This is a genomic window from Streptomyces sp. CC53, from assembly GCF_001865245.1.
Classification (GTDB): Bacteria; Actinomycetota; Actinomycetes; order Streptomycetales; family Streptomycetaceae; genus Streptomyces.
The window spans coordinates 198,758-219,636 of sequence record NZ_MKXB01000151.1 but is presented as its reverse complement, the minus strand read 5'-3'; the positions used below and the strand labels follow the sequence as shown (position 1 = coordinate 219,636).

Annotated in this window: 24 protein-coding genes and 1 tRNA gene; 18 read left to right on the top strand and 7 right to left on the bottom strand. The window is 70.8% G+C overall.

The features are described 5' to 3' along the window. Positions 1-327: 327 nt before the first annotated feature. A complete protein-coding gene (gene nhaA, locus BJP40_RS17315) occupies positions 328-1,668 on the bottom strand; it encodes a Na+/H+ antiporter NhaA (protein WP_071281155.1) in 1,341 nt (446 codons plus the stop codon). Positions 1,669-1,948: 280 nt separating this feature from the next. Next, positions 1,949-2,212, bottom strand: a complete 264-nt coding sequence (locus tag BJP40_RS17310; protein WP_071281107.1) for a hypothetical protein — start codon at positions 2,210-2,212, stop codon at positions 1,949-1,951. A 1,079-nt stretch (positions 2,213-3,291) separates the two neighbouring features. On the opposite strand from BJP40_RS17310, the gene BJP40_RS17305 reads away from it, so the two are divergent. Both BJP40_RS17305 and BJP40_RS33670 read left to right on the top strand, forming a co-directional pair. Beyond that, entirely contained in the window at positions 3,292-3,798 is a 507-nt protein-coding gene (locus BJP40_RS17305; protein ID WP_071281106.1) for a hypothetical protein, read from the top strand. Positions 3,799-4,044: 246 nt separating this feature from the next. Beyond that, the gene (locus tag BJP40_RS33670; protein WP_143065962.1) at positions 4,045-4,236 is read left to right on the top strand and encodes a hypothetical protein; all 192 of its coding nucleotides are present in this window, start codon (positions 4,045-4,047) and stop codon (positions 4,234-4,236) included. A gap of 692 nt (positions 4,237-4,928) precedes the next feature. On the opposite strand, the gene BJP40_RS17300 is transcribed toward BJP40_RS33670, so the two are convergent. Next, complete coding sequence (locus BJP40_RS17300) at positions 4,929-5,396, bottom strand: NUDIX hydrolase (protein WP_071281105.1); 468 nt, start codon at positions 5,394-5,396, stop codon at positions 4,929-4,931. An 18-nt stretch (positions 5,397-5,414) separates the two neighbouring features. Here BJP40_RS17300 and BJP40_RS17295 point away from each other — a divergent pair, with 18 nt between their 5' ends. The 13 genes from BJP40_RS17295 (at position 5,415) to xerC (ending at position 13,316) form a co-directional block, all read left to right on the top strand. Next, positions 5,415-6,194, top strand: coding sequence for a GntR family transcriptional regulator (locus BJP40_RS17295; RefSeq protein ID WP_071281104.1), 780 nt, complete (start codon positions 5,415-5,417; stop codon positions 6,192-6,194). A gap of 138 nt (positions 6,195-6,332) precedes the next feature. Continuing rightward, positions 6,333-6,665: a hypothetical protein gene (locus tag BJP40_RS17290; RefSeq protein WP_071281103.1), complete on the top strand. Its 333-nt coding sequence runs from the start codon at positions 6,333-6,335 to the stop codon at positions 6,663-6,665. 3 nt (positions 6,666-6,668) lie between these two features. Next, positions 6,669-8,015, top strand: coding sequence for an FtsK/SpoIIIE domain-containing protein (locus BJP40_RS17285; RefSeq protein WP_071281102.1), 1,347 nt, complete (start codon positions 6,669-6,671; stop codon positions 8,013-8,015). 5 nt (positions 8,016-8,020) lie between these two features. Next, positions 8,021-8,704 (top strand): DUF2637 domain-containing protein, encoded by a 684-nt coding sequence (locus tag BJP40_RS17280; RefSeq protein WP_071281154.1) that lies wholly within the window; start codon positions 8,021-8,023, stop codon positions 8,702-8,704. 12 nt (positions 8,705-8,716) lie between these two features. Continuing rightward, positions 8,717-8,977: a hypothetical protein gene (locus BJP40_RS17275; RefSeq protein WP_071281101.1), complete on the top strand. Its 261-nt coding sequence runs from the start codon at positions 8,717-8,719 to the stop codon at positions 8,975-8,977. 4 nt (positions 8,978-8,981) lie between these two features. Next, the gene (locus BJP40_RS17270) at positions 8,982-9,173 is read left to right on the top strand and encodes a mobile element transfer protein (protein ID WP_071281100.1); all 192 of its coding nucleotides are present in this window, start codon (positions 8,982-8,984) and stop codon (positions 9,171-9,173) included. Between the two features lie 20 nt (positions 9,174-9,193). After that, positions 9,194-9,349 carry a hypothetical protein gene (locus tag BJP40_RS33085; protein WP_107416799.1) on the top strand — a complete coding sequence of 52 codons (156 nt, stop codon included), beginning with the start codon at positions 9,194-9,196 and terminating at the stop codon, positions 9,347-9,349. A 9-nt stretch (positions 9,350-9,358) separates the two neighbouring features. Beyond that, a complete protein-coding gene (locus BJP40_RS17265; protein WP_071281099.1) occupies positions 9,359-9,643 on the top strand; it encodes a hypothetical protein in 285 nt (94 codons plus the stop codon). Positions 9,644-9,732: 89 nt separating this feature from the next. Further along, on the top strand, positions 9,733-10,293 hold the full coding sequence (locus tag BJP40_RS17260; protein WP_071281098.1) for a GGDEF domain-containing protein: 561 nt from the start codon (positions 9,733-9,735) through the stop codon (positions 10,291-10,293). A 90-nt stretch (positions 10,294-10,383) separates the two neighbouring features. Next, positions 10,384-10,578 carry a hypothetical protein gene (locus tag BJP40_RS17255; protein WP_071281097.1) on the top strand — a complete coding sequence of 65 codons (195 nt, stop codon included), beginning with the start codon at positions 10,384-10,386 and terminating at the stop codon, positions 10,576-10,578. Next, on the top strand, positions 10,575-11,978 hold the full coding sequence (gene repSA / locus BJP40_RS17250) for a replication initiator protein RepSA (protein ID WP_071281096.1): 1,404 nt from the start codon (positions 10,575-10,577) through the stop codon (positions 11,976-11,978). The genes BJP40_RS17255 and repSA overlap by 4 nt, the downstream gene beginning before the upstream one ends. Next, complete coding sequence (locus tag BJP40_RS17245) at positions 11,971-12,180, top strand: excisionase family DNA-binding protein (RefSeq protein WP_071281095.1); 210 nt, start codon at positions 11,971-11,973, stop codon at positions 12,178-12,180. Before repSA ends, BJP40_RS17245 begins: the two co-directional genes overlap by 8 nt. Further along, the gene (gene xerC / locus BJP40_RS17240; RefSeq protein WP_079171252.1) at positions 12,180-13,316 is read left to right on the top strand and encodes a tyrosine recombinase XerC; all 1,137 of its coding nucleotides are present in this window, start codon (positions 12,180-12,182) and stop codon (positions 13,314-13,316) included. Before BJP40_RS17245 ends, xerC begins: the two co-directional genes overlap by 1 nt. A 51-nt stretch (positions 13,317-13,367) precedes the next feature. Here xerC and BJP40_RS17235 read toward each other — a convergent pair. Further along, a tRNA-Gly gene (locus BJP40_RS17235) sits at positions 13,368-13,441 on the bottom strand. Between the two features lie 461 nt (positions 13,442-13,902). On the opposite strand from BJP40_RS17235, the gene dcd reads away from it, so the two are divergent. Both dcd and BJP40_RS17225 read left to right on the top strand, forming a co-directional pair. Next, positions 13,903-14,478, top strand: a complete 576-nt coding sequence (gene dcd, locus BJP40_RS17230; RefSeq protein ID WP_071268785.1) for a dCTP deaminase — start codon at positions 13,903-13,905, stop codon at positions 14,476-14,478. Between the two features lie 2 nt (positions 14,479-14,480). Beyond that, entirely contained in the window at positions 14,481-14,978 is a 498-nt protein-coding gene (locus BJP40_RS17225) for a phosphoribosyltransferase (protein WP_071268786.1), read from the top strand. 98 nt (positions 14,979-15,076) lie between these two features. Here BJP40_RS17225 and BJP40_RS17220 read toward each other — a convergent pair whose 3' ends face one another. The 3 genes from BJP40_RS17220 to BJP40_RS17210 form a co-directional block, all read right to left on the bottom strand. After that, positions 15,077-15,985: a Yip1 family protein gene (locus BJP40_RS17220; RefSeq protein ID WP_071281094.1), complete on the bottom strand. Its 909-nt coding sequence runs from the start codon at positions 15,983-15,985 to the stop codon at positions 15,077-15,079. Positions 15,986-16,603: 618 nt separating this feature from the next. Then, on the bottom strand, positions 16,604-18,901 hold the full coding sequence (locus BJP40_RS17215; protein ID WP_071281093.1) for a (Fe-S)-binding protein: 2,298 nt from the start codon (positions 18,899-18,901) through the stop codon (positions 16,604-16,606). Between the two features lie 187 nt (positions 18,902-19,088). Further along, complete coding sequence (locus tag BJP40_RS17210; protein WP_071281092.1) at positions 19,089-19,580, bottom strand: sugar transferase; 492 nt, start codon at positions 19,578-19,580, stop codon at positions 19,089-19,091. 276 nt (positions 19,581-19,856) lie between these two features. On the opposite strand from BJP40_RS17210, the gene BJP40_RS17205 reads away from it, so the two are divergent. Continuing rightward, a partial coding sequence (locus BJP40_RS17205; RefSeq protein WP_177204414.1) for an Hsp70 family protein occupies positions 19,857-20,879 on the top strand: 1,023 nt, incomplete at its 3' end.

The window sequence follows — 20,879 nt, the reverse complement described above, 5'->3', positions numbered from 1 at the left end:
CGTCACCGCAACGCCCGCCGTTCACTGACGCTGAACATGTCGCCGTCCTTCGTCGGGCCGGTGGCGCTGCCCGGTGCCGTCCTCCGGCGGTCGAACGGTGTACGGCCCGCCGCCGTCCGCCGCCCCGAGGTCAGGAGCCGACGGGGCCCACGGCTCGCCGCCCCACTCGCGCCTGAGGGCTTCACCACCCTGAGGGACGGGCTCCGACGACTGTGCCGCCGTACGCCGTACCGCCGTGTCTTCCAGAATGCTCCCCGACGCCACGGCGCGCCAGCAGGGGCGGCGAGGCCCCCGCCCCGCCTCTCCCGCCCTCCCCACGGCTACTGGTCACCGGCCTCGCGGACCACCACTGCCGTCGTCATCCTGCGGCGGGACGTCCGTGCCCCGCTGGTACACGTCGGGGATGCCGTCGCCGTCCGCGTCGACGTGCTCCGCCTCCCACATCCTCCGGTAGACGACGTTCCGGCGCTTGATCAGCCCTCCCGCGACGGCCGCCGCCAGGAGGGACCCGGCCAGCACGGCCGCCTTCACCCTCCCGGTGTCGGACGGGTCGGTGAAGGACGCCTCCCCGATGAGCAGCGCGACGGTGAACCCGATCCCGGCCAGCACCGCGAGTGCGCCCACGTCGGCCCAGGCCAGGGCCGGGTCCAGCCGGGCCCGGGTGAACCGGGCCGCCAGACAGGTCCCGCCCAGGACGCCCACCGTCTTGCCGACGACCAGCCCCAGCACCACTCCCAGCGTCTCGGGCTGCGTGAACACGTCGCCGAGTACGTCCGGAGCGACACTGACCCCGGCGGCGAACAGCGCGAACAACGGCACGGCGACCCCGGCGGAGAACGGCCGCAGCAGATGCTCGGCGCGCTCTCCGGGCGACCGCACCTCCCCCCTCGACGGGTCCGGACGGGCGCGCAGCAGCAGCCCCATCGCCACGCCCGCCACCGTCGCGTGCACGCCGCCCGTGTACGTCAGCCCCCACACCACCAGCCCCAGCGGTGCGTACCACCACCAGCCCCGTACCCGCAGACGCTGCAGCAGCCCGAACAGGAGGAGACCCGCGCAGGCCCCGCCGAGGGCGGCCGGCTCCAGGCCGCCGGAGAAGAACACGGCGATCACCAGGATCGCGCCCAGGTCGTCCACCACGGCCAGCGTCAGCAGGAACGCCCGCAGGGCCGTGGGCAGATGGGTGTTCAGGACGGCGAGTACCGCGAGCGCGAAAGCGATGTCGGTGGCCATCGGCACGGCCCAGCCGTCCGGGCTGCCCCCGCCGACGGCGACGGTGGCGAAGTAGACGGCCGCCGGCACGGCCATGCCGCACAGGGCGGCCACGACCGGCAGTGCCGCGGTGGGCACGGAGCTCAGCTGCCCCGCCACGAGCTCCCGCTTCAGCTCGATGCCCGCGACGAGGAAGAAGACCGTCAGCAGCCCGTCGGCCGTCCAGTGCGCCACGGACAGCTCCAGCCCCAGGGCGGGGAACCCGAAGCTGGTGTCGCGTACGGCTTCGTAGGCGTCGCGTGCCGGGCTGTTGGCCCACACCAGCGCGACGCCGGCCGCCACCAGCAGGATCAGCCCACCGACGGTCTCCGTCCGCAGGGCCCGCGCAAGCCGCGTCTGCTCGGGCCAGGGCGGCAGACCGGGAAAGACGAACGGTTCACGGGAGCTGCCGGCCACGGTCCACACCTATCGCACCCGAGGCGCCCGGGCACGCCGCCGCGCTCGGCGACCGCCGGAGGCCACGTGCCAGAGGTGCACGGCCGCACGCCGCCCCGGCCGCGCGCGCTGCCGCCGTCACGTGCGGCACCGTCCGTACGCACCCCGTGCGCACCGATCGACGAGCTGCGGGAGGCCCTGGGCGGGCACCCTCGGAGCCGTCCGGCGGTCCGGCTCCCGAGTGCCGCAGGTGTCCCCGTACCGAGCCGGGTCCCGTGGCGACTCACGTCGCCGTACCGAGTCAGGTCCCGTCCGCCCGGCGCTCCTCGTCGAACGGCCCCCGGCTGCTGTGCAGCCAGGATTGGGCCGGTTCTGCCGGGTGCGCGGTGTCGATGGTGAGATGCAGACGTGTCCCTCCCTCCGCGCCGGCGGGGAAGCTGCGCTGCTCGGTCGCGGCGAAGCAGCGGCGCAGCACCGTCGCCACCCGGCGGGCGACCTCCGGTGTCGCGGCCACGATCCGCACCTCGGCGTGGTCCGTGGCGGGAAGCGCCTCGTGATCCGTCATGTACTACCTCCTGAGGACGACGCACGGAGCCCGTCGGCCGGCTCCGGCAACTCCGCGGCGAGGCACCTGCCGTACCCGCGCACGCCTTCTCGCAGCGTAGGACCGGGCCGCGCTCTCCAGGGGCGCTAGGGGCGTGCCACGCCGATCGGTCCGGCAGCAGGTCTCCGCGCCGCATGCGCGGTGGGTCTCGGCCGCCTTCGCACGGGTCGCGGACCGACCGGCACCGCAGCAGGGAACAGCCGGAACTGGACGGAACGGCGTGGACGGGAGCTCCGGAGGCGGCAATCCGTGCACCGCGGTGTCGCCGAGGCCACGACGTCGGGTGCGAGGACATGCGGCCCGGCGGCTCACGTAGCGCGGGCCGTACGGAGCTTCAGTGACTCCGTCCCGTCAGACACGTGGAAGCCGGAGCGGTCCGGGTCGCCGGATGCGTCCGCACCCAACGAACAAGGCCCAGGTCACAGACCTGGGCCTTCATCATGGAGCGGGTGACGGGAATCGAACCCGCGCTCTGAGCTTGGGAATCACCGTGCGTCTGGGCCTCGTTGGCGACCTGGCCAGCGGCAACGGGCACCAGGGCCAAGCCTTGGGGGTCTCCCTGGCACCCGCTGGTGACCGTGGTTTACCGGCCTGTCGGGCACGGATCGGGCACGCCTTCTGATCCGTAGCTCTATGTGGACCGGTCGGTGAGGGTCATGCCAGTCGTATAGCGGCGTCTCGGCGCTGCCACCGGCCAGGGCCGGTTGCTGGGGTTGCTGTACTTCGCTGCTGTACCGCAGCGGGCGTGCAATCGCTAGTCGCCGAGGCGCGGAGTACGTACCCCTGGTGGGCCTGACGGAATTCGAACCCTTGGCGTGCCCTACACGCACAACACACCAGAGGTGCCATTAGGACTCACTGACAGTTTGTTCGATTAAGAGAATGTGACAGAGATCACCTTAGAGCAGCCCTAGGGGCCGGTAGATCAGAGTTTCCAAGGTCAACTGCACCATTCCTGGGGCATCCTACGGCCTCAACGTGAACGCTTCGTTTAAACGTTGCCACCCACGCCCGCGTTCATATGTGGTAGCGTCGGGAGCATGGGAGAGAACCAGGCACTCCGGGAAGCGTTGGGGGTGGCGCAACAGCAACTCGTCGAAGCTGAAGCTGAGCTTCGCGAGGTGCAGGAGCGTGTCCGCAACCTGCGCTCCGTTGTGTATGGGCTCAAGCAGATCTTCGAACCTGGAGACACAGCCCGAACTTTCGAGCTCGGGACAGCCGTCGAGGAGACCGCCGCAGCGCCCCTCCAACAGACCCGCGGCGCGCGCGGGAGAGGGGAACCGTCCTTGTCTGTGCGCCGGGCCGCACAGATCCTGGCTGAAGCGCAACGGCCGATGCGGATGCCCGAGATCACGGAGGAGTGGAAAAGTCGCGGTTGGGTGGACCCGACATGGAGGGCACCGAAGTCCGCCATCAACATGATCTATCAGCGTGCGCTGAAGGCCGGCCTCGTAGCCCGCATGCCAGACCGATCGTGGGTTCTGAGTTCCAACGTCACGAGTGCCCCCTCAGAGCACGGAACCACTGGGGGCGGCGTTGAGGACTAGCGCTTCCCTACCTGGGAGCCCACAAAGTTCCACACTCCATGCAATGAGGTTGTCCGGCGTATCCCGAAATGGACCCGTCTGGGCGCATACACACCGCTCCTTGCTGCGTGCTGCCAGGCACTCTCAGCTCGAACCAGGCACTTCCGCATGCACATGTAGCAGAGGTCGCTTCGTCCTGAGTCGCGGTCCTCCGTGCATTCAGGTCAACGACGTTCACCGAACCAACTCACAGAAAAGAAGATCAGTATGACCCGACGACACGGGCCGAAGGGCCCCAACGGAGAGTGGAAGACCGGTCAGCGCGTGCCGACGACCGGGACCTACACCGACCAGTACGGCGTTTCGACGTTCCACGAGGCGGGGGCCACGTTCCCGCCGTGCATCGACCGCAAGGGCGAAGCCGCCTACCGGACGCTGCACCAGGCGCGTACCGCCTAGCTGAGGCGTTTGATGGTTGCAGCCATCTAGCGCCAGTTTTACCCGTGAGGGGTGGAGGGCCATCGGCCTTTCACCCCTCTCCCTTTGCCCTCGCGGTCGAGCACGAAGCCGTCCGGAGGAGTGCCATTGCACAGGATCGTGGCCTCTCTGTCCAGAGGGCCACGTCTACCTCACCCGAACGAATCCTGTAGGCGGACTATCAGCGTACGACGGCGTATCTCCCATTGGCGAGGCGGGGTCGGTGATATCACTCCCGTACCCACCACTCACCCCAGCTCCCATCCCGTCCGCCGTCGACCCACACACTGTGGAGCGGGCGTGGTTCAGGGCGTCCAGGTGGAGCGCGCCACTGTACGAACGACCTGGACGCCCTGGGCCGCGTCTGCTCGGCTCTGCCTGGGTCGACGGTGGACGGGATGGGAGCACCCCGCTCATGCCACTACCGGCCCGCGGTCGGCGACGGTGCCCCCTCCATCCCGGTGCCGGCCGATCCCCCGCCGGAGGCATCGTCTGTGACCGCAGGTCGCTCTGTGTGGTACTCGCCTCATGGCCTCCGGCCCAACCCATCAGTGGGCGCGCGTCGGCGCAGCGCGGGCGGAGCGGGCCGGAGGCAGGAGCGGCGCCCGCGGCGGAGCCGGGAGCGCGCCCGGCGGAGCGGAGCGCAGCCGGGGCTTGATGAAGTAGGGAAAGTTCTACCGCGTCGTGATGAGCTGCGTGCCGTCGTGGCTGCGGACATGCGGGCCGTGCCCGTCCAGGGCGTCGAGGAGCCTGATGGCGAAGACCTCGGACATGCGCTCGGTGATCTGCTCGGGGGTGAGCCAGTCGACTGCCGTGGACTCCGCCGAGGTGCGTTCCGTGCCGCCTGAGGGCTTGCAGCGGAAGACGAGCGCGACGACGCCCCTGGTGGTGTTCTTGTAGACGCCCGTCAGCTCGTCGACCTCGACGTGGATGCCGGTCTCTTCCCAGACCTCGCGGACGACGCCGTGCTCCGGGGCCTCCGTCAGCTCCAGCACGCCACCCGGCAGCTCCCACGTGCCGTTGTCGGCCCGGCGGATCGCCAGGAGCCGCCCGTCCTCCCGTACCACCGCCCCGGCGACGGACACGGAGTGCAACGGCGTTGACTTGTGCTGCGGGGAACCCGTACTCATGTACAGGAGCATAGGAGGATGGGAAGGACTATGGGAACAGCAGTAGGAGGTGGCAAGGCCGTACCCCGCTACCTGCAGATCGCAGACGAGATCGTTCAGCAGATCCGTGCGGGCGTCCTGAAGCCTGGCGACATGGTGCCGAGCGAGTCGGAGCTGGTTGACCGCTACGGCGTCTCCGGGGGGACGATCCGCAAGGCCATGGTGGAGGTCCGGGCCAGTGGGCTCGTCGAGACCCGCCACGGCAAGGGCTCCATGGTGAAGGACCGGCCGCCGGTGCGGCTGCGCTCGTCCGACCGGTTCCGGGCCTCGCACCGCCGGGGCGGCAAGGCCGCGTACCTCGCCGAGTCCGAGAAGGCCGGCGCCACCGCGAGGGTGAGCGTCCTCTACATCGGACCCATGGACGCCCCCGAGGACATCGCCGACCGGCTCGGCGTCGCCGCGGGTGCGCAGGTCCTCGCCCGGCGCCGCCTCTACTTCCGCAACGGCACCCCGGTCGAGACGGCCACGTCGTATCTGCCGTGGGACGTGGTGAAGGACATCCCCGAGCTGTTCGCGGAGAATCCCGGCCCCGGCGGCATCTACGCCCGGCTCGAAGACCACGGGCACGCCTTCGCCGAGTTCGTCGAGACGCTGACGGCCCGGTCCGCGGCCAAGGCGGAAGCCTCCGAGCTGGCGTTGAGCCCCGGTGCGCCGGTCGTGCACCTGCTGCGTGACGCCGTCACCGAGGACGGTCGTGTGGTGGAGGTGTGCGACACCCTCATGGCCGCTGACCAGTTCGTCTTCCAGTACCGCATCCCCGCCGCCGACTGACGGCCGCTCAACTCCTCGCAGCCCGCCGCGGTTTCTTCTCCGCGGCGGGTTGACTCATGTGTAGGAGTGCTGCACTCTTCTTCATGTCACTCATGTACATGAGTGACGGAGTCCACCACTTCCATAGGAGTGATCTCTGTGCGTGTGATCCCCGTCGACATGACCGGCGTGACCGCGATGGTCGCCCAGGCCCCGCAGCCGAAGATGAAGGACAAGAAGAACGGCATCATCGCCGTGGACGCCGAGACCGGCGGCGCCCTGGTGACGGTGGACGTGCTGTTCGTCGCCAACGGCAACGCCGATGTCGTCACGGTGACCGTCGGGGAGGCCGACGTGTCCGGTGACCTGAAGACCGGTGTCCCGGTGGCCCTCACCGGCCTCGTGGCGCGGCCGTGGGAGAACGAGTTCAACGGCCAGAAGCGCCACGGCATCACCTTCCGCGCCGCCGCCGTCACCTCCCTGGCGGGCTGACCGATGACCGCCGGACAGATCACCGTCCTCGCCGCCTTAACGGCCGCCGCCCTCGCCCTCGTGGTGCTGCGCTGGCAGCGGCCCGCCTGGTACTGGCTCGGCTTCGGCGCCCTCGCCAAGCTCGCCCGCATCGCCGTCACGTACCGCCCGGTCATGGAGGCGTGCGGGCTGACCGAACCGCCCTCCCGCGTCCGCCTCGCCATCGCGGCGGCCACCCGGCGCACCGCCGCCCGCAGGATGCCCCGCCTCACCCGGTTCCGGATCACCCGCAACGGGCTCGTCCTGCGGATCCGGCTCCTTCCCGGCCAGGAGGTGTGGGACTTCCAGACCGCCACCGAGCGGTTCCGCCACTCCTGGCGGGCGCACGGGGTCCACATCGCGCCCCTCAAGCCGGGCTGGCTGTCCGTCCGGATCATCGGGTACGACGTGCTCCGCCGCGTGGTCATGCCGCCCCTCGACCCGCCCCGGCCGCTCACCGTCCCGGTGTCCCTGCGCGCCGACGGCGCCTTACACGTACGGGACTTCCGCACCATCGCACACGAACTGGTCATCGGCGCCACCGAATCCGGCAAGTCCGTGTACCTGCGCGGGCTCCTCAAGGGCCTGGCTTCACAAGGCGTCGCCCTGGTGGGGATCGACTGCAAGTGGGGTGTGGAACTCGCCCCGTTCGCCAGCCGGTTGTCCGCCCTCGCCTGCACCCCGGAGGAGGCAGCCGACCTGCTCGACGCACTCGTGGAGGAGATGACCGAGCGGTACGAGCTGATCCGCTCCGTGCAGCGGCTCAGCACCGACACCCTTATGGAGGACATCACCTCCGACCTGTGGGGCCTGGCGGAGGACATACGGCCGGTGCCGGTCGTGGTGTTCGTCGACGAGGTGGCCGAACTGTTCCTGACCGCCACGTCCGCCGACGAGAAGCGCCGCGACCAGATGGTCTCCCAACTCGTACGCCTCGCCCAGCTCGGCCGGGCCGCCGGCATCCACCTTGAGGTCTGCGGGCAGCGCTTCGGCGCCGAACTCGGCAAGGGCGCCACCGCGCTCCGCGCCCAGCTCACCGGCCGCGTCTCGCACCGCGTCAACGACGAGACCACCGCCAAGATGGCCTTGGGCGACATCAGCCCGGTCGCGGTCGCCGCCGCCACCGCCATACGTCCCGACACCCCCGGCGTCGCGGTCGTCGGTGACTCCTCCGGCGGCTGGTCGCTCATCCGCAGCCCGTTCACCAGCCTCAACGAAGCCGCGGCGGCCTGCGAGCAGTACGCGCACCTCACCCCGTACCTCCCCGCCCTGGCGGCCTTCCAGCCGGACACCGCCCTCACCCCCTCGGCGATCGTCGCCGAGAAGGCGTGATCCCGGTGCGCCGCCCGCCGCTGCGGCTGGACGCCGTCCTCGTCCAAGCCGTGATCGCCGGAGCCCTGTCCTTCTCCCACCTGCACGACCTCGCCGCCGCCGCTGGACAGGACGGCTGGAAGGCATGGGCCTACCCCGTCTCCGTGGACCTGCTCCTCGTCGCCGCCTGGCGCCGACTGCGGGCCCTGCGGGACACCGGGGCACCGCGCCGCTCGGCCTGGACCTGGTTCGCGGTCGCGCTCGCCGCCTCCCTCGGGGCGAACGTCGCCACCGCGGGTCTCCTCGACCTGCACGACGTACCGGACTGGCTGCGCATCCTCGTCGCCGGATGGCCCGCCCTGGCCTTCCTCGGCGGAACCCTCCTGGTCCACAACCCGGCACCCGAGCAGGCACGGCCCGGCCCCTCGGCACCCGAGCAGGCACAGCCCGAGCCCCCGCGGCCGGTACGGGACGTGGAGCCCGTACGTGAGGAGACCCCCGCGCCGGAAGCGGCCCCGGCCGCCCCCGAACCGCCCGCACTGCCCCCGGCGGCGACGCCCACCGTCCCGCCCGCCCTCATCACCCACGCGCGCAAGCTCGCCGACGCCCACCGGGCTTCGACCGGCCGCGCCATCGACACCGACACCCTCCGGGCCCGCCTCGGAGTCCCCGCCCCGATGGCCGACGCCATCGCCGCCCAGCTCATCTGACGGAGGTCGACAATGCCCAGACACATCGGTGCTTCCCTCAGCTTCCACCCGACCGAGAAGCCGTTCGTCCTGTGCCACAGCTACGGCACCGAGCGCACGCCGATCCTCTCGCTCCGGGACCGGCACGCGTCGCTCACGGTCTACGCCCATGAGTCGTTCGGCAAGGCCGAGCAGCTCAAGTTCGCCCGCGAACTGCTGGCCGCCGTGACCGCCTACGTCGACGCCGTCGAGACGTACACCACCGACTCCACCAACACACCCGAGAGGAGGTGATCCCATGCCCCGCCGCCACCGCTTCTGGGACCTCGACCGCATCGGCCCCGTGCAGATCGGCACCCACTACGACCGCCACGGCCGCGAAGCCCACACCGCCGCCTGCACCGCCCCCGGCTGCGACTGGTCCGCCGACTACCTCAACCGGCCCGCCGCCGAACTCGCCGCCCGCACCCACCGCTGCGACCCCCGCTGACCGCAAGGGAGACCACCGTCATGGACGTCCCGCTCTGGCTCGCGCTGCTCGTCGTCGGCGCCCTGGGCATCAAGCTCATCCGCCCGCCCTGGTGGCTCATCGCCGTGCTCCTCCTGGGCGGCTACCTCCTCGCCGACAGCTTCCTGGCCCCGGCCATCGACCACCTCGCCAAGTAGGAGACCACCGTGTTCAAGCCCCAGTACCCCGCGGCCGACACGCCGCCCAGCACCACCGGCCCGCTCGCCGTCCCCGAGCCCATCCGGCCGACCACCCCGCCGGCACCCGCCCGCCCCGGCCTCGTCGACCAGGTCCGCGCCAACCCCGCGGCCGCCGTCGTCGGGACCGTCGCCGTCGGCGCCGTCGTCACCTCCACGCTCCTCGCGGTCGCCATCACCGGCATCGCGCTGAGCATCAGCGGCGTCGTGCTGCTGCTCCTGGTCCGCCTGCTCCGCCAGGACCTCCACCGCTGACCGGCCTCCGGGCGGTGCCACAAGCCGCCAAGCATCGCCACCGCCCGGATGGCCCACCAACCCCTTCCGACCGCGATCGACGGAGAACCATGAACACCCAGGCCCTCGCCTTATCCCTGCCGCTCCTCGGCTGGGCGGCCCACTCCGGTTACCTCGCCCGCCAGCTGGCCACCGCCCGCCGCGACCCGCTCACCGGCCTGCACACCCGCGCCGGGTGGACCGCCCGCGCCGAGCGCGTCATCCGCCGCCACCCGGCCGCCGCGGTCCTCCTCCTGGACCTCGACGACTTCAAGGCCCTCAACGACACCCACGGCCACGCCGCCGGTGACGCTGCCCTCGCTGCGACCGCCGCCCGCCTCACCGACTGGTGCGGACGCCACGGTGTCGCGGGTCGCCTCGGCGGAGACGAGTTCGTCGCAGTCGTCCGCGCCGACAAGGTGCCGCCGCTCGCCGTCCTCACCAAGGCTCTGACCCAACCGCTGCACCACGAGGGGCAAACCCTGCCCGTCTCCGTCTCCGTGGGCTCCTGCCACGTCGAAGACCTGCCGGTCCGCAGCCTCTCCGCCGCCCTCGCCGACGCCGACCGCGCCATGTACGCGGCCAAGGGCACCCCCGGCCGCCGCGGCACCCGCCACAGCCACATCCACTGACCGGCCTCCGGGCGGCGCACAAGCCGCCAAGCATCGCCGCCGCCCGGACGGTCCGGCCCCTTCCAACCGCAATCGAAAGGAACCCCCATCATGGCCCAGTCCGCCCACACGCCTCACCGCATCTGCCCCGACTGCGACGGATTCCCGTCCGTCGCAGTCACCCTCGGCGGTCGCGACCGCGCCGGTCACCTGCGCACCATCACCGCCCACTGCCCGACATGCCACGGCACCGGCACCCGCCCCGCCGCCCGCGTCGCCCAGCCCACCGCCGGGGGCCGCGCGTGACCGACTCCGCGACCTTCGCGGGCCTGGACCCGGTCACCTTCGGCGACCTGCTGCGGGTGGCCGGGTCCCCCGGCTTCGACCGCTGGCGCGACCAGATCCACCGCACCGGCGGCTGCGCGAACCCCATCCACCTCACCGGCTGGACCCTCACCAAGGACAAGACCACCGGCGAGACGCTGCACAGCTACACCAGCAAGGCCGAACCCGGCGGACGGCTCCGCGTCGCCTGCGGCAACCGCCGCGCCTCCCGCTGCCCCGCCTGCGCCCGCACCTACGCCGCCGACACCTACCACCTCATCCGCGCCGGACTCGCGGGCGATCAGGACAAGGACATCCCCACCACCGTCCGCGACCACCCCCGCGTCTTCGCCACCCTCACCGCCCCGTCCTTCGGCCCGGTCCACAACCGCCCCAGCCACGGCGGCCCCTGCCGCTGCGGCACCGCCCACGCTGCCGAGGACGGCACTCTCGGCACCCCGCTCGACCCCGACACGTACGACTACGCCACCGCCGTCCTGTTCAACAACCACGCGGGCGACCTGTGGCAGCGCTTCACCAACCGCCTCCGCCGTGAGATCGCCGCCCGCGCCGGACTCACCCAACGCGCCCTGAAGGAACAGGCCCGGATCTCGTACGGCAAGGTCGCCGAGTTCCAGAAGCGCGGCGCCGTCCACTTCCACGCCGTCATCCGCCTCGACGGCCCGGACGGCCCGGAGGACCCGCCGCCCGCCTGGGCCACGGTGCAGCTGCTCACCGACGCCATCCGCTCCGCCGCCGGCCACCGGTACACCACCCTCACCGTCCCGGCCGCCGACGGCCAGCCCGCCCGCCACCTGCGCTGGGGCACCCAGCTCGACATCCGCCCCGTCCGCGCCCTCGACGCGGGCACCGACATCACGGAACAGGCCGTCGCCGCCTACGTCGCCAAGTACGCCACCAAGGCCGCCGAGACCACCGGCACCCTCGACCGCCGCATCGGCGAACTCGCCGAACTCGACCGCCACCAGATCCCCGACCACGCCCGCCGCCTCATCCGGGCCTGCAAGGACCTCGACCCCGTCTACCCCGACCGGCGGCTGTGGGCCTGGGCCCACATGCTCGGCTTCCGCGGCCACTTCTCCACCAAGTCCCGCCGCTACTCCACCACCCTCGGCGCCCTCCGCCAGACCCGCGCCGACTACCGCGCCGCCCAGCAGCGCGAAGCCCTCGGCCTGCCCGACCCCGACCAGGACCCCACCGTCCTCGTCCTCGCCGACTGGCAGTACGCGGGCCACGGCCACAGCCCCGGCGAATCCCTCCTCGCCGCCACCATCGCCCGCGACATCCAGCTCAACCGCGAAACCGCCCGCGAAGCCCTCGCCGAACGACGACACCTCGAAGGAGCGCAGACAGATGAATGAGCGGTACCTCAGCGTCGGCCAGGTCGCCGAAGTGCTCGGCACCACCGTCCGCTTCCCCCGGCGTCTCGTTGCCGAGCGCCGTATCCGGTACGTCAAGGTCGGCCGCCACGTGCGCATCCCGGAGAGCGCTGTTCAGGCTTACATCGACGCCCACACCGTGGAGCCGGTGCGCCGCCGCAGCCGGTACGGGAGGGCTGCGTGATGGCAGGGAAGAAGAGGCGATTCGGGCGTGTCCGCAAGCTCCCTTCCGGCAGGTACCAGGCTCGGTACCTCGGTCCGGACGGCATCGACCGGCCTGCCCCGCACACCTTCGAGACGGCCCGGGACGCTGACGACTGGCTTGCCGAACAGCAGACGGCCCTTCGGCGCGGGGACTGGACCGACCCGGACGCGGGCGCGATCAACTTCGAGAAGTACGCCACGCAGTGGGTTGACGAACGAGACCTGGCCGCGACCACCGGCGAGCTGTACCGGCGCCTGCTGCGGCTGCACGTCCTGCCCGCCTTCGGGGGCATGGACCTTGACGAGATCACCCCGCCCGCCGTCCGGGCCTGGCGGGCAGAACGACGCAAGGCAACCGGCGCGACCACCGTCGCCAAGTCGTACCGTCTGCTGAAGGCCATCCTCCAGACGGCCGTCGATGACGAAGCCATCCGCCGGAACCCCTGCCGCATCAAGGGCGCGGGCAAGGAGTCGGCACCGGAACGGCCCGTCGCCACCGTCGCCCAGGTCGACGCGCTCGCCGACGCGATGGGTCCTCGCTGGCGGCTGATGGTCTACCTCGCCGCGTACGGTCCGGCCCGCCCCGAGGAACAGGCGGCCATGCGGCGGTCGGACGTCGACATCGACACTCCCGGCGTGTGGGTCCGCAGGGCCGAACCGGAGCTGACCACCGGCCGACGCGTCCAGGGCGACACCAAGTCGGACGCGGGGCGGCGCCTTATGGTCCTGCCCGCCTTCATGGCGACGGACCTCCGCCGGCACCTGGACTGGTACGCGGAGAAGACACCCGACGGACTGCTGTTCGTGGGGGAGAAGGGCAAGCCGTTCCGTCGCTCGACCTTCGGGCGGAAGTGGCGCAAGGCCCGGACCGCCGTCGGCCTGCCGGACGACTTCCGCTTTTACGATCTTCGTCACACCGGGCACACCCTCGCGACCCGCTCGGGCGCCACGCTCAAGGACACGATGGTCCGTGCGGGCCAGTCCACGGAGAAGGCGGCGCTGATCTACCAGCACTCCGACCACGAGCGGCAGAGGGAGGTCGCCGCGGGGCTCGACCGGCTCGTACAGGCCGAGCGGGAGAAGGCATCGGGCACGCAACGGGCACGGGACGAGTGACCTGGTCCAGACAACAACAAAGCCCCGGGCCGCTGGCCTGGGGCTTTCTCGTGGAGCGGGTGACGGGAATCGAACCCGCGCTCTGAGCTTGGGAAGCTCATGTTCTACCATTAAACTACACCCGCGCAGCGGACGGAGATCCGCGCCGCATCGTCGCTCACTGTACCCCATAGCGGGCCCCCGGTGTGTCGAACCGGGGGTTCTCGTGGTGCGGGCGAGGGTTCTCGCCGTTCGGGGGGCGGGAGTTGGGGCGTAGGGTGGCGGCCGGAGTGGTGCCTGGAGCGGTGTCCTGTTCATCCCCTAATGTGGCTGTCTCGTTCACCGCTTTGGGGAAAGGGCTTGATGGACTCCATGGAGCGCACCGTCGTCCGCTGTGCCGAAGGACACGTCTTCAGCACCGTTTCGTTTCCGATGCAGCAGCTCGGCGCCGGGCGGATCGGGCCCGGGCGGCTGATTCGTTGTCCTCGGTGCGCGCGGCTGCGGCATGCCGTGCCCGTCGGGGCGCAGCAGCGGTAGCGCATTGCGGGAGAGCGCGCGGCGGCCGCCCGATTGGGGCGGGGCCGCGCGCTCTGCGTATCCTCGGGGCGTGCTTCTCTCAGACAAGGACATCCGGGCCGAGATCGCCGCCGGGCGTGTGCGCATCGATCCGTACGACGAATCCATGGTGCAGCCCTCGAGCATCGACGTGCGGCTCGACCGCTTTTTCCGGGTGTTCGAGAATCACCGCTATCCGCACATCGATCCCGCTGTGGAGCAGGCCGATCTCACCCGGCTGGTGGAGCCGGAGGGCGACGAGGCGTTCATCCTGCACCCCGGGGAGTTCGTGCTGGCCTCGACGTACGAGGTCATCTCGCTGCCCGACGACATCGCCTCCCGGTTGGAGGGGAAGAGCTCGCTCGGGCGGCTCGGGCTCGTCACCCATTCGACGGCCGGATTCATCGATCCCGGTTTTTCCGGGCACGTCACGCTGGAACTGTCCAATCTGGCGACCCTGCCCATCAAGCTGTGGCCGGGAATGAAGATCGGTCAGCTCTGCATGTTCCGGCTCAGCTCGCCGGCCGAGTTCCCGTACGGCAGCGAGCGGTACGGGTCGCGTTACCAGGGGCAGCGCGGTCCGACGGCTTCGCGGTCCTTCCAGAACTTCCATCGGACGCAGGTGTGAGCATGAGTGCTGTACGGGAGAACTTGACGTACGAGGGGTTCGGCCGCGCGGTGCGGGAACTCGCGCAGACCATCGCCGACGACGGGTACGAGCCGGACGTCGTGCTCAGCATCGCCCGCGGTGGCGTCTTCGTCGCCGGCGGTCTCGCCTATGCGCTGGACTGCAAGAACATCCACCTGGTGAATGTGGAGTTCTACACCGGGGTGGGCACCACCCTGGAAATGCCCGTCATGCTGGCCCCGGTGCCCAACGCGATCGACTTCAGCAACAAGAAGGTGCTGATCGCCGACGACGTGGCGGACACCGGGAAGACGCTGAAGCTCGTGCACGACTTCTGCCTGGAGCACGTCGCCGAGGTGCGGTCCGCGGTGATCTACGAGAAGTCGCATTCGCTGGTGAAGTGCGAGTACGTGTGGAAGCGCACCGACGAGTGGATCAACTTCCCGTGGAGTGCGGAGCGGCCCGTGGTGCGCCGCAGCGGTCAGGTGCTGGACGCCTGACGGCGGCCGGACCGGTGGTCGTGGAGAAGCCCCCCGCGTGTACGACGCGGGGGGCTTTCCCGTGGGCCGGGGCTTCTTCCGCGGCCAGGCCCTGCCGGTTACAGCGTGCCGAGCTTGACCAGGGACAGCAGGGCCACGAGCTGGATCGCGGAGGCGCCCAGTGCCTTCGGCCACGGCAGGTCGTGGGACTTGCTGACCATGGAGGTGAAGAGGGCGCCCGCCGCCAGCCACGACAGCCAGCCGACGACCTGGACGAGGACGTTCTCGCCGCCGAGGAAGACCGCGAAGATCAGGCGCGGCGCGTCCGTCATCGACATGATCAGCATCGACAGGCCCACCGTCGGCTGCCAGGCGCCGGTACCGCCCAGCTGGCGTGCCAGCGTGTGCGTGACCGCGCCGAGGATGACGCCGCCGACCACCATCATCGCGCCGGTGACCAGGACGTACGGGATGGCGCTGGAGATGGTCGCGTTGATCGCTTCCTCGCGCGCCTTGTCGAAGCCGAAGATCGCCAGCAGGCCGTACACGAAGGTCACGACCAGCGCAGGTCCCCACACCGCGTGGTCGCGCATCTGGAAGAAGGTCGGGCCCGGGCGCCGCACGATGCCGCTGAGGAGCTGCTTCCAGGGCAGCCGGGGGCCCGAGGGGGCCGCCGCCGGGGCGCCGTCGCCTGCCGGGCCGCCGTAGGGGCCCTGGGGGCCGTACGGGGAGTCGTCGACGCTGAAGACCTGGGTGTGGCCCGGGGTGTTCGCCGCGTACGGGTCTGCCGGGCCGCGCGGCGGCCGGTGGTGCGGCTGCGCGTGCGGGTGGCCCGCCTGCGGGTGCGGGGCGTGCGGGTCACCGAAGTACTCCGGCTCGTCGTACGCCTGGCCGCCGCCCTGCGACCACTGCTGCGGCGCGTGGGGGCCCGACGGCGGCGGCGCCGCGTGTCCGTACGGCGCCTGCTGCTGCGGGTGTTGTTGCGGGGTGCGGTTGTCCCGGCCGCGTCCGATCCTGAATCCAGCCACGTCAACGAACGTACCTGCTCCAGCTGGTGACGGCGTACCCGGCCGGGGCTCACCGCCCCTTTGCTGCCGACCTGTGACATCCCCTAAGGGCCCGGCGGGGCGTTCCGGAGGGGGCGGGCGGGGCGGTCGGCGCGCGGGCGGGGAGGCGGGGCTCGGCGCGCCCCGGCCCCGCTGCGGTGCGGCAGCGGGGGCTGTCGGGTGCGCCGGGCTGCCGGCGGGGGCTCCGGTCGTCCCGGGTCCTCTTCCCGCGCGTGCGGCGGGGTGATCGGCTGGGTCTCCGCGTCCTTGCTGTCCGTCCTCTTCCCGCGCGTGCGGGAAGGGCGGCGGGCGCTCCGCTTCCGGCGATGCCGAGGGTGGGACGGCCGCGCGGCCCGCCGACCGCTCCGGCGCCCGGGCCCCGCGCACGGCCGGCGGCGGGTCCGCTCCGCGCGCGCCGGGGTGCTGGGGGCTCCTTCTCCGCCGTACGCCGTGGCAGGCAGGCCGTCCCCGTGGGGCCGGTGTCCGGCCGGCCTCCGGCTGGTGGGGCCGAGCCGCCCGCACCGGGCCCGTGCGACGGCGACGGCCGGGCCTCCCGTGCGGGTGGCCCGGCCGTCGCTGCGCGTGCGTGGGTGGTGGTGGCTACTTCGCCGGGGTCGGCTCCGGTGCCGCGTCCGTCGCCTCGCCCGCGTCCGGGCCCTCGCCCTCGGGCAGCGGGGTCCTGACGGACTCCAGCAGCAGCTGGGCGACGTCCACGACCTGGAGGTTCTCCTTGGCCGCGCCCTCGTTCTTCTTGCCGTTGACCGAGTCGGAGAGCATCACCAGGCAGAACGGGCAGGCCGTCGAGACGATGTCCGGGTTGAGGGACAGGGCCTCGTCGACGCGCTCGACGTTGATGCGCTTGCCGATGCGCTCCTCCATCCACATGCGGGCGCCGCCGGCGCCGCAGCAGAAGCCGCGCTCCTTGTGGCGGTGCATCTCCTGCTGGCGCAGGCCGGGCACCTTGTCCATGATCTCGCGCGGCGGCGTGTAGACCTTGTTGTGGCGGCCCAGGTAGCACGGGTCGTGATAGGTGATCAGTCCGTCGACCGGGGTCACCGGGACGAGCTTGCCCTCGTCGATCAGGTGCTGCAGCAGCTGCGTGTGGTGGATGACCTCGAACTCGCCGCCCAGCTGCGGGTACTCGTTCGCGATCGTGTTGAAGCAGTGCGGGCAGGTCGCGACGATCTTCTTCGCCGACTTGGGCTTCTTCGTCTCCGGGTCCTCGTCGTCCTCGCCGAACGCCATGTTCAGCATCGCGACGTTCTCCTGGCCGAGCTGCTGGAACAGCGGCTCGTTGCCGAGGCGGCGAGCGGAGTCACCGGTGCACTTCTCGTCGCCGCCCATGATCGCGAACTTCACGCCCGCCATGTGCAGCAGTTCGGCGAAGGCCTTGGTGGTCTTCTTGGCCCGGTCCTCCAGGGCGCCGGCGCAGCCGACCCAGTACAGGTAGTCGACCTCGGACAGGTCCTCGACGTCCTTGCCGACGATCGGGACGTCGAAGTCGACCTCCTTGGTCCACTCGACGCGCTGCTTCTTCGCCAGGCCCCAGGGGTTGCCCTTCTTCTCCAGGTTCTTGAGCATCGTGCCCGCCTCGGACGGGAACGAGGACTCGATCATGACCTGGTAGCGGCGCATGTCGACGATGTGGTCGACGTGCTCGATGTCCACCGGGCACTGCTCGACGCAGGCGCCGCAGGTGGTGCAGGACCACAGGACGTCCGGGTCGATGACGCCGTTCTCCTCGGCGGTGCCGATCAGCGGGCGCTCGGCCTCGGCGAGCGCCGACGCGGGAACGCCCTTCAGGGCCTCCTCCGACGCCTTCTCCTCGCCCTCCGAGGTCTTGCCGCCGCCCGCGAGCAGGTACGGCGCCTTGGCGTGCGCGTGGTCGCGCAGCGACATGATCAGCAGCTTCGGGGAGAGCGGCTTGCCGGTGTTCCACGCGGGGCACTGCGACTGGCAGCGGCCGCACTCGGTGCAGGTCGCGAAGTCGAGGATGCCCTTCCAGGAGAAGTGCTCGACCTGGGAGACGCCGAAGACGGTCTCCTCGGCACCCTCCTCGTCGTCGAAGACGGTCTCGAAGTCGATCTCCTTGCCGCCGGACGTCATCGGCTGGAGCGCGCCGAGGGCCGTCTCGCCGGTCGCGTTGCGCTTGAAGTAGATGTTCGGGAAGCCGAGGAAGCGGTGCCAGGCCACGCCCATGTTGGTGTTCAGCGACACCGTGATCATCCAGATCAGGGAGACGCTGATCTTCACCATGGCGGCGAAGTAGATCAGGGTCTGCAGGGTGCCGAGCGACAGTCCCTTGAAGGCCAGGACCAGCGGGTACGAGACGAAGTACGCCGCCTCGTAGGAGTCCACGTGGTGGATGGCGCCCTCAAGGCCGCGCAGGACCAGGATGGCGAGGCCGATGGTGAGGATGACGTACTCGACGAAGTACGCCTGCCACGCCTTGGAGCCGGCGAAGCGCGACTTGCGGCCGGCGCGGGACGGCAGGCTCAGCAGCCGGATGACCATGAGGGCGGCGATGCCGACCACCGTCATCAGGCCGATGAACTCGATGTACATCTCGAACGGCAGGAAGCCGCCGAGTACCGGGAGCGTCCAGTCCGCCTGGAAGAGCTGTCCGTACGCCTGCGCCAGCGTCGGCGGCAGGGTGAGGAAGCCGACCGCGACGAACCAGTGCGCGAAGCCGACGATGCCCCAGCGGTTCATCCGCGTGTGGCCCAGGAACTCCCGGATCACGGTGACGGTGCGCGCCTTGGGGGCGTCGGTGCGGCTGCCGGCCGGGACCGGCTGGCCCAGCTTCACGAACCGGTAGATATTCGCGATCGCTCGGGCAAAGAGCGCAACGCCGACCACGGTCAGGGTCAGCGACACAATGATCGCGGCGAGTTGCATGGAGGGCTCCTCGGGCCTGCGAGGGAGGACTGCTGCGGGCGGGGGATCCGGGACTACTAAGCGGTAACTTATGGTTCGACAGCCGAGCGTACCCAGTTATTCCGCCGCACTGTAGTCGCGTGAGCGGTGATCTGCGTCGCTCAGGTGCGCCTCACCAGCGGGACTCGCGCGGGGCGGCCGGGCGGACTCAGGCGGGCACCGTCCCGGCGCTGGTGCGGCGCCTGCCGTACAGCGCCCGTGGGGTGCGCAGGATCAAGGTCACGTCGAGCCCGATCCAATGGTGCTCCACATAGTGCTGGTCGAGCATGAGCGGCTCGTCCCACGGTAGCCCGGAACCGCGCCGCACCTGGGCGAGGCCGGTGAGCCCCGGCCGCACCCGGCGGCGCCACGGGGCGTCCTCGCCGGGGGAGCCCGGCGCCAGCGGGGCGGGGCCGACCAGCGACATCTGTCCCCGCAGGACGTGGGGCAGCCGCGAGAGCGCGTCGAGCCGGAAGCGGTGGACCCGAAGGGTGTGCAGGGTGAAGGGGCGGCCGTCGAGGCCGGTGCGCGTCTCGTGGGCGAAGACGCCGCACGGCCGGCGGCGCAGGGCCGCTGCCGCCGCGGCGACGGCGAGCGCGGGGATGGCGAGGGCCAGCAGGGCGGTGCCGGCCGTCAGGTCCATGAAGCGTTTCGGATGCACGGGGAACACCTGGCCCTGGGGAGGCGTTATGACACGTTCTGCCCCGGAACGATACGTCTCGGTGATGCGGTCTCGGCCGGTCTGCGGTGCGGCGTGCCGCGGCGGAGTGGGTCCCAAGGCGTGTGTGACGGGGTGTGGGGCGTCGCGCGTGGGGGTCGGCATTGCGCGTAAGACCCAGATAAAAGTTGAGCGTGATTCGCTCAGGTCTGTTGACGCTGTCGGACCCGTGGTGCATCCTTGAGTCTGTTGCACTCAAGTCAGCTGGAGGAATCAGACATGGCACGTGCGGTCGGCATCGACCTGGGCACGACTAACTCCGTCGTCAGCGTTCTGGAAGGCGGCGAGCCCACCGTCATCACCAACGCCGAGGGCGCCAGGACCACGCCGTCCGTCGTCGCCTTCGCCAAGAACGGCGAAGTCCTCGTGGGTGAGGTCGCCAAGCGTCAGGCAGTCACCAACGTCGACCGGACGATCCGCTCGGTGAAGCGCCACATGGGCACCGACTGGAAGATCGACCTCGACGGCAAGAAGTTCAACCCGCAGCAGATCAGCGCCTTCGTGCTGCAGAAGCTGAAGCGGGACGCAGAGGCGTACCTGGGCGAGAAGGTCACGGACGCGGTCATCACCGTCCCGGCGTACTTCAACGACGCCGAGCGCCAGGCCACCAAGGAGGCCGGCGAGATCGCCGGCCTGAACGTGCTGCGCATCGTCAACGAGCCCACCGCGGCCGCTCTGGCCTACGGCCTCGACAAGGACGACCAGACGATCCTGGTCTTCGACCTCGGCGGCGGCACCTTCGACGTGTCGCTGCTGGAGATCGGCGACGGCGTCGTCGAGGTGAAGGCCACCAATGGCGACAACCACCTCGGTGGCGACGACTGGGACCAGCGCGTCGTGGACTACCTGGTCAAGCAGTTCCACGCCGGCCACGGTGTCGACCTGTCCAAGGACAAGATGGCCCTCCAGCGCCTCCGTGAGGCCGCGGAGAAGGCGAAGATCGAGCTGTCCTCCTCCACGGAGACCTCGATCAACCTGCCCTACATCACGGCCTCCGCCGAGGGCCCGCTGCACCTGGACGAGAAGCTCACCCGCGCCCAGTTCCAGCAGCTCACCTCCGACCTGCTGGAGCGGTGCAAGATCCCGTTCCACAACGTCATCAAGGACGCAGGCATCCAGCTCTCCGACATCGACCACGTGGTCCTCGTCGGCGGCTCGACCCGCATGCCGGCCGTCGCCGAGCTCGTCAAGGAGCTGACCGGCGGCAAGGAGGCCAACAAGGGCGTGAACCCGGACGAGGTG